This window comes from Thermoanaerobacterium sp. RBIITD, from assembly GCF_900205865.1.
In the GTDB taxonomy this organism is placed as follows: Bacteria; Bacillota; Thermoanaerobacteria; order Thermoanaerobacterales; family Thermoanaerobacteraceae; genus Thermoanaerobacterium.
Genome location: NZ_LT906662.1, coordinates 2887427 through 2901052 on the forward strand (window position 1 = coordinate 2887427; position 13626 = coordinate 2901052).

The 13626-nt window shown below is 31.6% G+C and carries 15 protein-coding genes; 10 read left to right on the forward strand and 5 right to left on the reverse strand.

The window, feature by feature from the left end:
- Positions 1-44 precede the first annotated feature (44 nt).
- The gene (locus CPG45_RS13935) at positions 45-911 is read right to left on the reverse strand and encodes a hypothetical protein (protein ID WP_096232480.1); all 867 of its coding nucleotides are present in this window, start codon (positions 909-911) and stop codon (positions 45-47) included.
- A 792-nt stretch (positions 912-1703) separates the two neighbouring features.
- Here CPG45_RS13935 and glnA point away from each other — a divergent pair.
- Together glnA and CPG45_RS13945 are read left to right on the forward strand one after the other, a co-directional pair.
- Positions 1704-3038, forward strand: a complete 1335-nt coding sequence (glnA, locus tag CPG45_RS13940) for a type I glutamate--ammonia ligase (RefSeq protein WP_096232482.1) — start codon at positions 1704-1706, stop codon at positions 3036-3038.
- Between the two features lie 17 nt (positions 3039-3055).
- On the forward strand, positions 3056-3625 hold the full coding sequence (locus tag CPG45_RS13945) for an ANTAR domain-containing response regulator (RefSeq protein ID WP_096232484.1): 570 nt from the start codon (positions 3056-3058) through the stop codon (positions 3623-3625).
- Positions 3626-3761: 136 nt separating this feature from the next.
- On the opposite strand, the gene CPG45_RS17715 is transcribed toward CPG45_RS13945, so the two are convergent.
- A complete protein-coding gene (locus CPG45_RS17715) occupies positions 3762-4025 on the reverse strand; it encodes a hypothetical protein (protein ID WP_231968801.1) in 264 nt (87 codons plus the stop codon).
- Positions 4026-4378: 353 nt separating this feature from the next.
- On the opposite strand from CPG45_RS17715, the gene CPG45_RS13955 reads away from it, so the two are divergent.
- The 3 genes from CPG45_RS13955 to CPG45_RS17725 all read left to right on the forward strand — a co-directional run bounded on the left by CPG45_RS13955 (position 4379) and on the right by CPG45_RS17725 (position 5685).
- Positions 4379-4945 carry a Gx transporter family protein gene (locus CPG45_RS13955; protein WP_231968802.1) on the forward strand — a complete coding sequence of 189 codons (567 nt, stop codon included), beginning with the start codon at positions 4379-4381 and terminating at the stop codon, positions 4943-4945.
- 275 nt (positions 4946-5220) lie between these two features.
- Complete coding sequence (locus CPG45_RS17720) at positions 5221-5472, forward strand: polyprenyl synthetase family protein (RefSeq protein ID WP_231969139.1); 252 nt, start codon at positions 5221-5223, stop codon at positions 5470-5472.
- A 54-nt stretch (positions 5473-5526) separates the two neighbouring features.
- Positions 5527-5685 carry a hypothetical protein gene (locus tag CPG45_RS17725; RefSeq protein ID WP_231968805.1) on the forward strand — a complete coding sequence of 53 codons (159 nt, stop codon included), beginning with the start codon at positions 5527-5529 and terminating at the stop codon, positions 5683-5685.
- 59 nt (positions 5686-5744) lie between these two features.
- Here the strand turns inward: CPG45_RS17725 and iadA are convergent, their stop codons facing one another.
- Entirely contained in the window at positions 5745-6917 is a 1173-nt protein-coding gene (gene iadA, locus CPG45_RS13965; protein WP_096232486.1) for a beta-aspartyl-peptidase, read from the reverse strand.
- Between the two features lie 113 nt (positions 6918-7030).
- Between iadA and pdxR the strand changes: the two genes are divergently transcribed.
- From pdxR to CPG45_RS13985, 4 genes are all read left to right on the forward strand, one after another.
- Complete coding sequence (gene pdxR, locus CPG45_RS13970) at positions 7031-8467, forward strand: MocR-like pyridoxine biosynthesis transcription factor PdxR (protein WP_096232488.1); 1437 nt, start codon at positions 7031-7033, stop codon at positions 8465-8467.
- An 85-nt stretch (positions 8468-8552) separates the two neighbouring features.
- Positions 8553-8735: a spore coat protein gene (locus CPG45_RS13975; RefSeq protein WP_096232490.1), complete on the forward strand. Its 183-nt coding sequence runs from the start codon at positions 8553-8555 to the stop codon at positions 8733-8735.
- Between the two features lie 11 nt (positions 8736-8746).
- The gene (locus CPG45_RS13980; protein WP_096232492.1) at positions 8747-9289 is read left to right on the forward strand and encodes a spore coat protein; all 543 of its coding nucleotides are present in this window, start codon (positions 8747-8749) and stop codon (positions 9287-9289) included.
- A gap of 112 nt (positions 9290-9401) precedes the next feature.
- On the forward strand, positions 9402-10946 hold the full coding sequence (locus tag CPG45_RS13985; RefSeq protein ID WP_096232494.1) for an S-layer homology domain-containing protein: 1545 nt from the start codon (positions 9402-9404) through the stop codon (positions 10944-10946).
- 15 nt (positions 10947-10961) lie between these two features.
- Here the strand turns inward: CPG45_RS13985 and CPG45_RS13990 are convergent, their stop codons facing one another.
- Both CPG45_RS13990 and CPG45_RS13995 read right to left on the reverse strand, forming a co-directional pair.
- Positions 10962-11366, reverse strand: a complete 405-nt coding sequence (locus CPG45_RS13990; protein WP_096232496.1) for a bactofilin family protein — start codon at positions 11364-11366, stop codon at positions 10962-10964.
- Between the two features lie 44 nt (positions 11367-11410).
- Positions 11411-12325 carry a M23 family metallopeptidase gene (locus CPG45_RS13995; protein WP_096232498.1) on the reverse strand — a complete coding sequence of 305 codons (915 nt, stop codon included), beginning with the start codon at positions 12323-12325 and terminating at the stop codon, positions 11411-11413.
- 246 nt (positions 12326-12571) lie between these two features.
- Between CPG45_RS13995 and CPG45_RS14000 the strand changes: the two genes are divergently transcribed.
- On the forward strand, positions 12572-13576 hold the full coding sequence (locus CPG45_RS14000; RefSeq protein ID WP_096232500.1) for a glycosyltransferase: 1005 nt from the start codon (positions 12572-12574) through the stop codon (positions 13574-13576).
- The last annotated feature ends 50 nt before the right edge of the window (positions 13577-13626 follow it).

Consider the following 13626-nt stretch of genomic DNA (forward strand, 5'->3'; position numbering starts at 1 on the left):
AAAGAAGGTTTACCAATAAACAACCCCGGTTAGTATAACCGGAGTTATTTTTTAGATTTTGAAGCTTTCTCAAGGGACTTTATGTCTGTCTCTAATACATCTGATTTTACTTTTGTTATTGTGCTATCTTTAGAATTGACCGATTTTTCTAATTCCGCTAATCCTGCATCAAATTTATCAGCCGAGGATTTTGCTTCATTAGTAAGCTTAACTTTTAATGTTTTCCAAGTCGTGTTTAAGTCTGCAATGTCTTTTTTCGCTATATCCCATTTTCCTGTACTTGCATTAAATGCGATATCTCTATTATAATATCTTAGTCTTTTTATATCTGGAGTTAGTTCTGCTTTAAAGAGAGTTTCAATATCTGGTATATATTTGTATACATTATTAGCAGCAATAAGTGTATCGTTAATGGATTTATTATTTGAATTAGTTGTCAGTGTATTTATTGCAGTACTAACATTATTAATTAAATTGGAATTTGCTCCGGCTTTTGTCGCCGTAGGGATTAATACATTCCAATTGGTATGTATGTCTTTTACTGTTTTATCAATTGTATTCCATGACTTCTTTTCAGGTGGCTCTTTTGGTTGACTTGGTTTGCTATTTTGGCCACTTTTCTGCACACATTGTTGAGATTTTTTATTAAAACTTTGCTTAATTTGCGGTGCTACAGTTGTAACGCTTGAAGATTGTCCTGCCTTTTGAGCGTTTTGTAATTTTTGACCTTCTTTAATTATAGTTTCTATATCTTGCTCAATTTTTGTAAGTTCTTTCGGTGTAGACATTTTTTGAGAAACGCTAGGTTTTTTTTGCGATGTAGGCTTTTTTTGATTTTTCTTGCAACCAGTAAATTGAAATACCATTAATAAGATAATGATGGTACATACTATTCTGAGATATTTTTTCATATAATCACCTCAAAAATAGTATTACCATCATCATATGTTTTAATGTAATTCATTATATGCGAGTATTTTTTCACCTTTTAGTTGGTCTTTATATTGAAACATGTAAAAATTGTAATATAATCCTTTCTTTGAACGATACATATAAATATATAAAGTTTGTTAGATTTCATATATGATAACAAGCTTATCATCATTTTGTGGTCATAGGATTTAGGTGAAATTTATTCTTGCTGATATTTAATACTATGCTTATTTAAGCTTCACTCATAATGCTATTTCTTGTAAACAGCTGTTTTTCGTATCATTGCGATTAACTCATCATGTTTTCCACGTTGTACTATATTCCCAATATCGAGGACAATTATTTCGCCGGCTTTTTTTATAGTCGATATTCTGTGGATGATGATCAACGTTCTATTCTGCATTAATGATTTAAAATTATTTAAAATCGTTTCTTCAGTATAGGAAGTATGGCAGATTCGAAAACGTTCGGAATAGGTAATATTTAGTATACTTTACAGAATCTTTATAGCATTACTCAGCGCAGTTGGTTCATGGTTTTTTAACGTGATTTCTGGATTCATAGATGGTATCGACGTAGAGTCAGAAAAAAAGATGAATAGGTGGGATATAAAGTTTTAATTTTTTATCTTGTTAAAGTAATGACTATATGTTATAATTGTTTTAAAATTATATATAATAGGTAGGACAAGGGTGTCCTCAATAAAGGGGGGAGAAGTGAATCAGACCTTTTAATTGAGTTCACCCATTTTTTATTTAAGGAGGATGATTATGGGAAATAAGTACAGCGCCGAGGATGTACTAAGAATATCAAAAGAGCAAGGTGTTGAATTTATTCATCTTCAATTCAGTGACATTTTTGGAGTAATGAAAAATGTATCAATTCCAATAGAAGAGCTTGACAAAGCATTAAACAATGAGCTTATGTTTGATGGATCTTCTATAGACGGATTCGTAAGGATTGAGGAATCCGATATGTACTTAAGGCCGGATACAGATACATTTTTAATATTTCCATGGAGAACAACGAGCGGTCTTGAAGCGAGATTAATTTGTGATATCTATAACCCGGATGGCACACCATTTGAAGGTGACCCAAGATACATTTTAAGAAGAAACCTTGAAGAAGCAATCAAGCTTGGTTATACGATGAATGTAGGACCAGAATGCGAATTTTATATGTTTCTGACAGATGAAAAAGGTAATCCTACTACTATAACACAGGATGCAGCTGGGTATTTCGATATGGCACCTATTGACCTTGGTGAAAGTGCAAGAAAAGAAATGGTATCTACTTTAAAGGAGATGGGGTTTGACATAGAGGCATCACATCATGAAGTCGGGCCTGGACAGCATGAGATAGATTTTAAATATGATAATGCATTGACTACTGCTGATAATGTTATGACATTTAAAATGGTAGTCAGAATAATCGCCCAGAAACATGGGCTCCATGCCACATTTATGCCAAAACCTGTTTATGGAATAGCAGGATCCGGTATGCATATGAATCAATCACTTACTAAGGATGGACAAAATGCCTTCTATGATCCTAATGATCCATTGGGACTCAGTAAAGAATGTTATTACTATATTGGTGGGCTTCTCTCACACGCAAAGGCACTTACATGTATTACAAATCCTACCGTAAATTCATATAAACGCCTTGTATCAGGCTTTGAAGCACCTGTTTACATTGCGTGGTCAGGTAGGAATAGAAGTCCGCTGATAAGAATACCAGCTAAAAGGGGAAATTCAACAAGGATTGAGCTTAGATCACCTGATCCATCAAATAATCCTTATTTGGCACTTGCTGCTGCATTGGCTTCCGGCCTTGATGGTATCAAAAACAAAATATTACCGCCTCCGGCAGTTGATAAGAATATCTATGAGATGAATGAAAGAGAGCTTGATGAACTCTGTATTGAAAAACTACCCGGTTCTTTAGAAGAAGCTTTAGTCATACTGGAGAAAGATGAAGTGATTAAGAATGCGCTTGGTAGCCATATCTACAATAAATTCATTGAAGCAAAATGGGCTGAATGGAATTCCTACAGAACATATGTAACACAATGGGAAATTGATCAATACCTTACTAAATTCTGATGATATGGGGTGTTTTCATGAGCCAGTTGCGCATAATAATAGCTGATAGCAATGATGCAAGCCGAAATACATTAAAAGGAATGTTATTGTCAAGTGGTCATTTGATTTATGAAGCAAGGGATGGGGGTAGTGCTGTCAGGCTATCCCGTTCCTTAATGCCCGATCTCGTTCTTATTGATATGAGCATAACGGGTATGAATGCATATGAGGTTGCACATATTATTGACAGTGATAATGTAGCACCAGTTATTTTAATAACACATACGATTCAGAGAGGATTTATTGAGGAAGTAAGGAATTATTCGGTTTTTGCATATTTAATAAAACCTATTGATAGGTCTATGTTATTAAGGTTGGTAGAGTTTGTTGTAGAAAACTATAAGAAGTATTCGGCTTTAAAGAACGAAATAGAAAATTTAAAAAAGCAAATTGAAGCCCGTAAAAAGATAGAAAGAGCCAAAGGACTGCTTATGAAAGTGAAAAAAATGGAGGAAAATGAAGCATACACTCTTATGAGGAAGATGAGCATGGATTCAACACTTCCGATGGAGACAATAGCTGAAAGGATATTAAGAAAGTATTCATAAAAAACCCAGTATATAGGATTTATATACGGGGTTTTTGCTTAATTTATTTTAATAGTTAATTTCCAAAGTTTTTAGGCATTTAATTTTAATTTCTTTGTTCTAACACAATGTTTTAATACCTTCGAAAGCCATAGCATTACATATCGTACATCATTTTAACACCTGTAAAACCACCGTAACCAACTATGAATGTAAGCATTTTAGATCTCTCTGATGGATTATTTTCATATTTTGCTTTTTTAAACATATCATGTATTTGCTTATTTACTATTTCAGCATCTTTTAATGACCAAAGCGTAAATGCCTGTTCTCCCATACCGGGAATGCCAAAATATGCTGGTTCGTCACCACAAAATATTACTAGATAATCATAATTGTATTCAGCTGATCCAGAATACAATATTTTTTCTCTGTATCAACTTTATTTATTTCATCCTGCACAATCTTAACGCGTGTATACTCTAATGCTTCCTTTAATGAAACCTTTGCACCTGCAGGCTTTATTCTGTTGCTTGTTACTTCATGTAGTTCAGTGAAATATGTCTGATTGTCGTTTTTTCTATTAGCGTAATCTCTATATCTTTGTTAAGCAAATATTTATCAAGTTTTTGTGCAGCCGTTGCTCAACCGAACCCCTACCTAAAACAATGATCTTCTTGCTCAGCTAATTAAACCTCCAGTGTTAAAATTATTACCAACTATGATTGTATCATAATATTCATAAATAAATTATTTTGCCATAATTATTCCACATTGATTATAGGTAAAAAAACAAATATAATATCTATGATGCGTTATAATGGATTGGAGGGCATTAAACTGTCAACTAAAAAACTTGTTTATATTTCAATATTAGTAGCGCAGGCGTTAGTTCTTAATATCATTGAAAATTTTATTCCCGTTCCGGTACCTATTCCCGGGATAAAAATTGGACTTGCTAATATAGTTACTTTAGTAACAATTATAATGTTTGGTTTCAAAGCTTCACTTTTTGTTGTTGTTTTGAGGATTTTATTAGCTCAAGTGCTTGTTGGAAATATTTCGGCATTTTTATTTAGCGTTACCGGAGGAATTTTGAGTGATTGTGTAATGTATTTTGTATATAAAAGGTTAAATAAATATTTTAGCCTTATAGGTGTAAGCGTTTTTGGCTCTGTTGCACATAATGTAGGCCAATTATTTGTTGCGTCTATAGTGGTAAATAATTTTATGATATTTTCTTATTTACCTGTTTTAATGCTATCTGCAATATTAATGGGGATTTTTACTGGCCTTGTTGCTAATTTCCTTGATGGATATATAAAAAAACATAGAATATAATTCGAAGTGGTAGGTGTTATTTTTGTTTGATAAATATACATTTATAAAGAAAGATATGAAAAAGTAGATGAATTTCTCCTAACGATTGTTAAGACAAATTTACAAACAATAGAAAAAGCTGTTAATGAATTGGTTTTGTCTGGCGGGAAAAGGATAAGACCGCTTCTTGTCTTAGCGATTGCGAGATTCGGTGAGTACAGTGAAGATATAATTTAAATGTAAGTATTCTGAGATATTTAAGAAGGATTTATAGAAAAAATGCTTTACTTTTTGCAATAAGCTGTGAGTCAGGTGCTATAGAGGTAAATCTATCAAAGGACTTAATTAGATCTATGAGAAAATTTGGCTCTAATGTTGGTATGGCGTTTCAGATAGCAGATGATATACTTTATTATGAAGGAAAAGAGAACATTATTGATAAACCTCTTGGCAGTGATGTTCTAAATGGAATTTATACTTTACCATTGATATACGCACTTAATACAGACTATAAAGATGATATATTAAGTATACTAGCTAAAGTTTAATTAGAAAAAAAGATATAAAAGAGATAATAAAAAAATTTAAAAAGAGTGGTGGCATTGATTTATGCTAAAGACCTTGCTTTAAAGTATATAAATAAGGCGGTCAAAATTCTTAATATATTGCCTGATTGTGAGCAAAAGGCTTTAATGATAGATATAGCAAATAATTTTTTAAAAAGAAATATTAATTTATTTGATGTGATAAGAAATCTCTGAATAAAGTAAAAAGGGCATTTCTGAAGTAAAATACCCTTTATATAACATTTTGGTGTCTATTATTTTTCAAACATGCCTTTGTTAATAATTTCATTGAATTTAATCATAAATTTACCTCTTGCGATAACCGAAGATATATTCAAATTGTTGTCAAGTATTACAAAGTCAGCATCAGAATCTTCCTTTATATAGCCCTTATTAGGATATAGAAATAATATTTTAGCGACATTTTCTGTTATTATTTTAATAGCTTGTTCAAGAGGCAGTATGCCTTTTACAATTATTTCTTTTAGATCTCTATACAATGTTAAAGTACTCCCAACCATGACTTTAATAAGCTTCTTATTTTCATCAAATACTGGAATACTTCCATTGCTGTCAGAGCTCATTGTTACATTTTCTATAGGAAGATTATTTTCAATTATTTTTTTAACAGCGTTTAAAGGCGTCAGAGCCGTTTTCGAATTTTCATCAGGTTTTATGTCTGATGTTAGATCTATGCGGCCACCCATCTTTAAAAATTCAAGAGCTTGTGAAAAGAGATGCCCAATTCTGTTAACATGCGTTGGTATAAATTGTGTTACAGGTATTTCTGTCTTTTTTACGATATCTATAATCGGTGTTAAACCTCTTACACCGTCACCTACATGCAGATGAACGATACCTGGTTTATTTCCGAGGAGCCCACCGACTCTTGCTTCAGCCGCAAGCTTTGTAAGATCTTCCATTGTTGGTTGTGCCGACCTATGGTCGGATATAGCTATTTCACCGGTGCCCAAGACTTTGTCTATGATGACAAGATCAGACCTTACACTATTTGTAAGTGTCCTTGTTGGCAGCTCATAAGCACCTGTATAAATATATGCCGTTAATCCTTCTTCTTCAAGGGCTCTTGCCTTTGCTAAAAGTGCTGACATGCTCCTTGTTATACCATCTGCACCAAGCAATCCAACAACAGTAGTAATCCCGGCCCTTGTCAGATCTGTAAGATTTATTTCAGGTGTTCTTGTAGCGGGTCCACCTTCACCACCGCCACCAGCTATATGTACATGTTGATCAATGAAACCAGGTACTATAATATAACCACTTAAATCAACTACTTCAACATCAGGTAAGTCTGGTGGGTTAATATTTTCTGCTATTTTAATTATTTTTTCATTACATGTAAGAATATCCATTTTGCCAATAGGCTTTGGTGTATAAACTTCTCCACCTTTTAAAAGCAAAAACATTATCTATCACCTTCTATATAATTTTCTTTATTATTATAACTCTTTTTGATTCTAAATTTTCATATTTTATGTTATTATTTAATTGTATCGTAACAAATTAAGAGGTGTTTATCATGATAAACTTTTCAGTAGATAAAAATAAAAATATGCCACTTTATCTTCAGATTTTTAACCAGTTTAAAAAATATATAGAGAATGGTAGCCTTCCACCAGGTTATAAACTCCCCACGATAAGAGTATTGGCAAAGGACCTTGGTGTGAATAATATAACTGTTATAAATGCTTATAAGTTGCTTGAACAAAATGGTTATGTTGATAAAAGGGTTGGAAGCGGAACATATGTTTCTATAAATATAAAACCTGATGATTTGAGCGGCGAAGATATAAAAGCCTTAGAACATGGTCAAATACTTCTAAATAAAAATATGATAAATTTTTCATCATCATCTCCGAATCCTGAACTATTTCCTGTTGACGATTTTAGAATAATAATAGACAAGGTTCTTGAAAGAGATAAAGGTTACGCATTTGAGTATCAAGATACAAAAGGGTATATGCCTTTAAGAAAATCTGTGTGTGAATTTATAAAAAAAGACGGAATAAATACGGATTATGAAGATATTCAGATAATATCTGGCGGTCAGCAAGGGATTGATGTTGTCTCTAAGGTTTTGATAAATTTCGGCGATTGTGTATTTGTTGAATCACCGACATACTCATGGGCAATAGTATCTTTCAAATCAAGGGGTGCCGATATAGTAGATATACCGCTAATGAAGGACGGTGTTAATATTGAAGAATTAGAAAAAAAACTGAAGATTTTCAAACCAAAATTGATTTATACGATGCCGGTATTCCAGAACCCAACGGGTATATCATACAGTATTGAAAAAATCCATAAAATATTGGAACTTGCATATAAATACGACACATATATTGTTGAGGATGATTTTTCAAATGAATTGAATTTTAGCGATAAAAGACACTTACCAATGAAAGCATATGATAATTTTGACAGGGTAATATATATAAAAAGTTTCTCTAAAATATATATGCCAGGTCTTAGACTTGGATTTATAATAGCTCCGAAAAATCTTGTTAACGCCTTTGCTGAAGCAAAATATGCGTCAGATTTATCGACATCTGGGCTTATGCAGAGGGCTTTTGACGTTTATTTGCGGGAAGGAATATGGAAAAGACATATTGAAAAATTTAAAAATATTATGAAAAAACGTTTTTATGAAATGAAAAATATGCTCTTAGATAGTAAAGGGCATTACCAAATTGAATTACCTGATGGTGGTTTTTATTTCTGGCTTACACTAAAGAACGATATTTCTGCAAAAAATTTATATTTAAGATGCATTGAAAGAAATTTATCAATTGTCCCTGGGAATATGTTTTTCCCTAACAAAATTGATGATAGACATATAAGGCTAAGTTATGCATCTTGTGAAGTAGAAAAAATTAAAAGTGGTGTTTTAATTTTAAATGAAATTTTGAAAGATATTCATAATAATGAAGATAATGAATATATTCCAATAGTTTAAAGGCGCATTGAGCGATTTTTTTGCATTAAGTTCTTATTTATTACAGATAATAAATTTGTAGTCTATTTAAAAAGGAGGTTAAATTATGGCACTTACTCAAAAAGAACTTGGATATATTTCTGATGAACTTGCTTCAGAAGAATTAGTAATAAAAAAATATCAGACAGCAGTAAATCAGGTAACAGATCCGCAAATCAAGAATTTATTTCAAAAAAATGTAGGCATACACCAGAATCATTATAATACGTTATTAAATTTATTAAGATAGGAGAGATAGGAATGGGAAAGGCACCTAAAGCAACAGTATCTACTATGAATGTAGCTGGAATGCCAAATATAGGCAGTAATATAAGCAAGCAAATTGATTCCATTACAAATTCAAATTTAAGGAATGTGTCGACAAGCGATACTATTACAAGTAGCAACATTAATACGACAGGAATGCCAAATAATACCGGTTTTACTGGAAGTATAAGCCAAGCAATTGATAATGAAACAAGGCAAAATTTAAGCAATATAAACCCTAATAGTAATATTAGAGAACAAGTTGATAATCCTGCAGTAAAACCTGCTCAAGTACTAACAGAGAAAGATGTAACAGCGGATTGTTTAAGATCTGAAATACTGCTTTTACAATCTTATAATAGTGCATGTATAGAAAGTGTAAATCAAAATGTTTTTTCAAGTATAAAAAATATTTTGAATGAAGAACATGATATACACTATGAAATATTTAATACAATGAAGCAGAAAGGTTGGTACCCTGTAAGTCAGGCGAATCCACAGGATATAAATAATACGAGAAATATGTTTCAAGGTTAAAGAGAGAGGCCCATTGGGCCTTTCTTCCTTAATAGTAAGATGTATATTATTGATGTGATATGTTTGCCAATGTTATTATATATATTGAAAATAGTACAAGGGGGATATTGGCATGCATATTAAAAAAATTTTTTTTATGTTAGCAATAGCTTTTTTAATCTTATCGATATTCATATTTAATTTTGCCACATCTAATGCATCAACGAGAGTTGTATATACATATGCAACACATGATTATTCAAATGACAATTATTCGTATAACTCATTCGTCAAGAATAAATCAAATATTAATTATGTTATAACTTTTACATATGGCATAGATGAAAACGGGAATCTATATGGTACGGAAGACAATACTGTAAAAGATGAAGCATTAAAAAACAATATTATACCGCTTTTACTTATACATAATATGAAAGGTGGAACATTTGACAATACTTTAATACACGCTGTTTTAAATAATGAGAAATCAAGAAACAATTTGATTAATAAAATTGTAGAAGCTATACTAGATGGAGGGTATAAAGGCGTTAATATTGATTTTGAAAATATCGGATACAATGATAGGCAAAATTACAATCAATTTTTAGCTGACCTAAAATCGAAATTAGCAAGTTATAATTTAATTTTAACAGTTGCGATACCAGCACTTACAGCCGATAGACCTAATAGTTCATGGGCTGGTGGTTTTGATTATAGGGCAATATCTAAAATAGTTGATAAAGTGATATTAATGGGATATGATGAACACTGGTCAGGCGGTGAAAGCGGACCTATTGCATCATACCAATGGATAAAAAACGTCGCACAGTATGCCATTTCAACGATAGATAAAGATAAGATCGTAATGGGTCTACCTGCATACGGATATGATTGGTCACAAGTTGGTACAACATCTGTTACAGAAGATAAAGTTATTAATCTTATAAATACATACGGCGGAAATGCAATGTGGGATAATACTTCGAAAGAACCTTATTATATATACTATAAAGACGGTATAAGACATACTGTATGGTTTGAAAACTCATACAGCTTTAAATTAAAACTTGATTATCTATCATCTGTAGGCATTGACAATATTTCGTTTTGGAAACTTGGTTTTGAAAATGAAGATTTTTGGAGTGCTATAGAAGGTGGCACAGGAGATTACTTTGGGGATATATTTGCAAGCTGGGGTAGAGATGATATAAATGAAATGGCAAAGCTCAAATATGTTTCCGGATATGATGATGGTACATTTAGGCCAAATAGTTACATAACAAGAGCAGAATTCATAACGTTACTTTTGAGGGTTAAAGGTATAAAAGAAGAACCGGGAATCGGATTTTGGGACACAAAATATAGTTTTGCAAAAGATGCAATAGCTACAGCTAAAAAGCTTGGTATTGTTAATGGTTATAGTGATGGCAGTTTTAGGCCGGACAATAAAATAACAAGAGAAGAGATTGCTGCGGTTATTGCAAAAGCATACGGGTATAAACCATTCGCAGAAAGCAATTTTACAGATATCAGCAATAGTTATGCAAAAAATGATATTATTGCACTTTCGAATATGGGTATATTATCAGGATATGATAATTATCATTTTATGCCATATAATAATGCAACGCGTGTTGAAGCAACAGCCATATTATATAGAGTTCTAAATAAATAAGGAGCATTAAGCTCCTTATTTATTTTCCCTTTTCTTTTCGGAAATTTCAATTGTATTGCTTTTTTTGTTCATCTTACATTTACCTTCGAATACTGCACCTTCATCTATTATTAGATTTTGGACTTCTATATCACCATATACTTTGCCAGATGAAGTAATCTGTGCTTGATTTTTCACAGTTATATTTCCAGTTACTTCGCCAGAAACAGATATATTATCTGTTATTATGTCTGCTTCGATTTTTGAGCTTTCACCGATTATTACATTTCCCTGCACTTCGATTTTACCGCTTATATTTCCGTCTATTCTCATAGCTCCTTGTGCTTTAATGCTGCCCTCAAGAGTGGTATTTTTACCTATTATAGTATCGATTTTATCAGTATTTATATCTGCTATATTAATGTTCTTTTTCTGAAACATCGCTCCACCTCCTTAAAAATAGCGGCAATAATTTTATATGTATTTTAGTTGCTTAGATATTTCATTGGGTCAACAGGATTACCATTTAATCTTACTTCAAAATGAACATGTGGCCCAGTGCTTCTTCCGGTACTTCCTGATTTTGCTATGACATCACCCCTATTTACAGCTTGTCCCACTTTAACAAGTAACTGAGAGTTATGCCCGTAAACAGAAGTGATTCCATAACCATGGTTTATCATAACGACATTTCCATATCCGGATAACCAACCAGCATATGATACAATACCCTTTCCCGCAGCCTTGACAGGTGTGCCATAGCCAACAGCTATATCAATGCCAGGATGAAATTCAGAATTCTCACCATATGGCGATGTACGGCCGCCAAATTTTGACGTTATGTTTCCGGAAACAGGATATGATGAAGGCAATGAATTAAGATAATCAAGTCTATTGCTTATATCATTTATGAGATTTTTGTAATCATTTGTTTTATTATCTATTTCATTTGCAAGTTCATTAGTCGTTTTATCATCATATGTCAGCTTCCTTGAATCACGGGTTATTCCACCACGGCTTGTTTCTTGAGGATTAAGTCCCACCATTCTTCTTACTTTTTGTTCAAGGTCATCAAGACTTTTTATTTTTTCATTAACTTTCTTCGCATTATCGTTTAGCATAGCTATTTTTTCGTCTTGTGACTTTTTGATGTTGCTAATTTGATATATTTTTTGGTCCTTTAAAGAAATAATTTTGTCTTTTTCTTTTATTGTTGCATAAAGATATGTATATGTACCTGCAAAATAGAATATTGTTGAAAATAACCCTGCTAAGATAACCATGGATGTTGCTATAGTAACCTTAAAAATGGATTTATTAATTTTAATGCTCTTAACCTCATGTTTAGAATCAGGAATAATCATGATATTTATGTATTCACTTTTTCTTTTGATATGCATTTAGCCCATTTATCCCTCCTTCAAAAATCCAACAAATATTATTATTCTATATTTATTTTAAAATTCCTCCTTTGACAATAAATTAACAAAACGCCATATTGCTCTCAATGGGATTGGGGTGCTGATAACCTATTATTGTTTATAAGAAATTGTACACATTAATATTATAACATTATCGAAATAATTATATTTTGAATACTATGTTTATTGAAGGTAATTTAATAGGTTTGTAAAGGGGGTATCATTGTGGCTACAATAATATATCCGCCTACGATAAATTTTAGTTGGCTTTACCAAAGGCCTCAGCAATTGCTTACATGTATGGCTAAAAAAAATTATAAAGTTTATTACTGCAATAAATCATATGATAGCAATTATAAAAAAGGTATAACACAGATTAAAAATAATTTCTATTTGGTGAATGGCGTTGATTTAAGTTATATAAAATCAAATGAAACACCAATTTTATGGATTTCGTATCCTCCAAATTATAGATATATAAAAAGTTATGTAAAAAAGTATATAATATTTGATTCAATAGATTTTCCATCAAATGAATTTAACGAATGGATATCAAACTTTAGAGAACTTCAAAGAGAAGCAAATATCATATTTGCATCATCAAGTAAATTATATGAAATAAATAAAAATAATAATAGCCATACATTTTTACTTCCAAATGGTGCAGATTTTGAACATTTTAATAAAGCAAGAAAGATTTTTTTCAAAAAGCCAACAGATATACCGGTTGGAAAGCCTGTAATTGGATATTTTGGAGCATTAGCTACATGGCTTGATTGGGATCTAATTGATTATATAAGTTTAAAACACCCTGAATATAATTTTTTATTTATTGGACCAAATTTAAATGTATCACAATTGCCAGAAAGGGAAAATATCTTTTATTTAGGTGAAAAGAATTATAATATTCTGCCATATTACCTACAATATTTTGATGTTTGCATAATTCCATTTAAGATAACTCCAATGACGGAGGGTTGCGATCCTATTAAGTTGTATGAGTATATGAGCGCTGGCAAGGCAGTTGTTTCTATGAATTTACCTGAAGTTAAGCGATATGATGAAATTTATGTTGCAAATAACAAAGAAGAATTTGCTAATATGCTTACTTATGCTATTAATGATGTTAATGATAATAAAAGAAAAATGTTGATGAAGATTGCAAAAAGTAATTCTTGGGAGAAAAGGGCAGAATATGCTGACAGAATTATTAGATACTATATTTTGTGACCTGGGTATATCCGGGTCCTACATAGATAAATTTATATTTTTTTGATAAA

What these genes read in the sequence shown, in the direction of transcription:
- CPG45_RS13935 (WP_096232480.1), bottom strand. Translation starts at nt 911, where the DNA reads ATGAAAAAATATCTCAGAATAGTATGTACCATCATTATCTTATTAATG.
- glnA (WP_096232482.1), top strand. Translation starts at nt 1,704, where the DNA reads ATGGGAAATAAGTACAGCGCCGAGGATGTACTAAGAATATCAAAAGAG.
- CPG45_RS13945 (WP_096232484.1), top strand. Translation starts at nt 3,056, where the DNA reads ATGAGCCAGTTGCGCATAATAATAGCTGATAGCAATGATGCAAGCCGA.
- iadA (WP_096232486.1), bottom strand. Translation starts at nt 6,917, where the DNA reads ATGTTTTTGCTTTTAAAAGGTGGAGAAGTTTATACACCAAAGCCTATT.
- pdxR (WP_096232488.1), top strand. Translation starts at nt 7,031, where the DNA reads ATGATAAACTTTTCAGTAGATAAAAATAAAAATATGCCACTTTATCTT.
- CPG45_RS13975 (WP_096232490.1), top strand. Translation starts at nt 8,553, where the DNA reads ATGGCACTTACTCAAAAAGAACTTGGATATATTTCTGATGAACTTGCT.
- CPG45_RS13980 (WP_096232492.1), top strand. Translation starts at nt 8,747, where the DNA reads ATGGGAAAGGCACCTAAAGCAACAGTATCTACTATGAATGTAGCTGGA.
- CPG45_RS13985 (WP_096232494.1), top strand. Translation starts at nt 9,402, where the DNA reads ATGCATATTAAAAAAATTTTTTTTATGTTAGCAATAGCTTTTTTAATC.
- CPG45_RS13990 (WP_096232496.1), bottom strand. Translation starts at nt 11,366, where the DNA reads ATGTTTCAGAAAAAGAACATTAATATAGCAGATATAAATACTGATAAA.
- CPG45_RS13995 (WP_096232498.1), bottom strand. Translation starts at nt 12,325, where the DNA reads ATGCATATCAAAAGAAAAAGTGAATACATAAATATCATGATTATTCCT.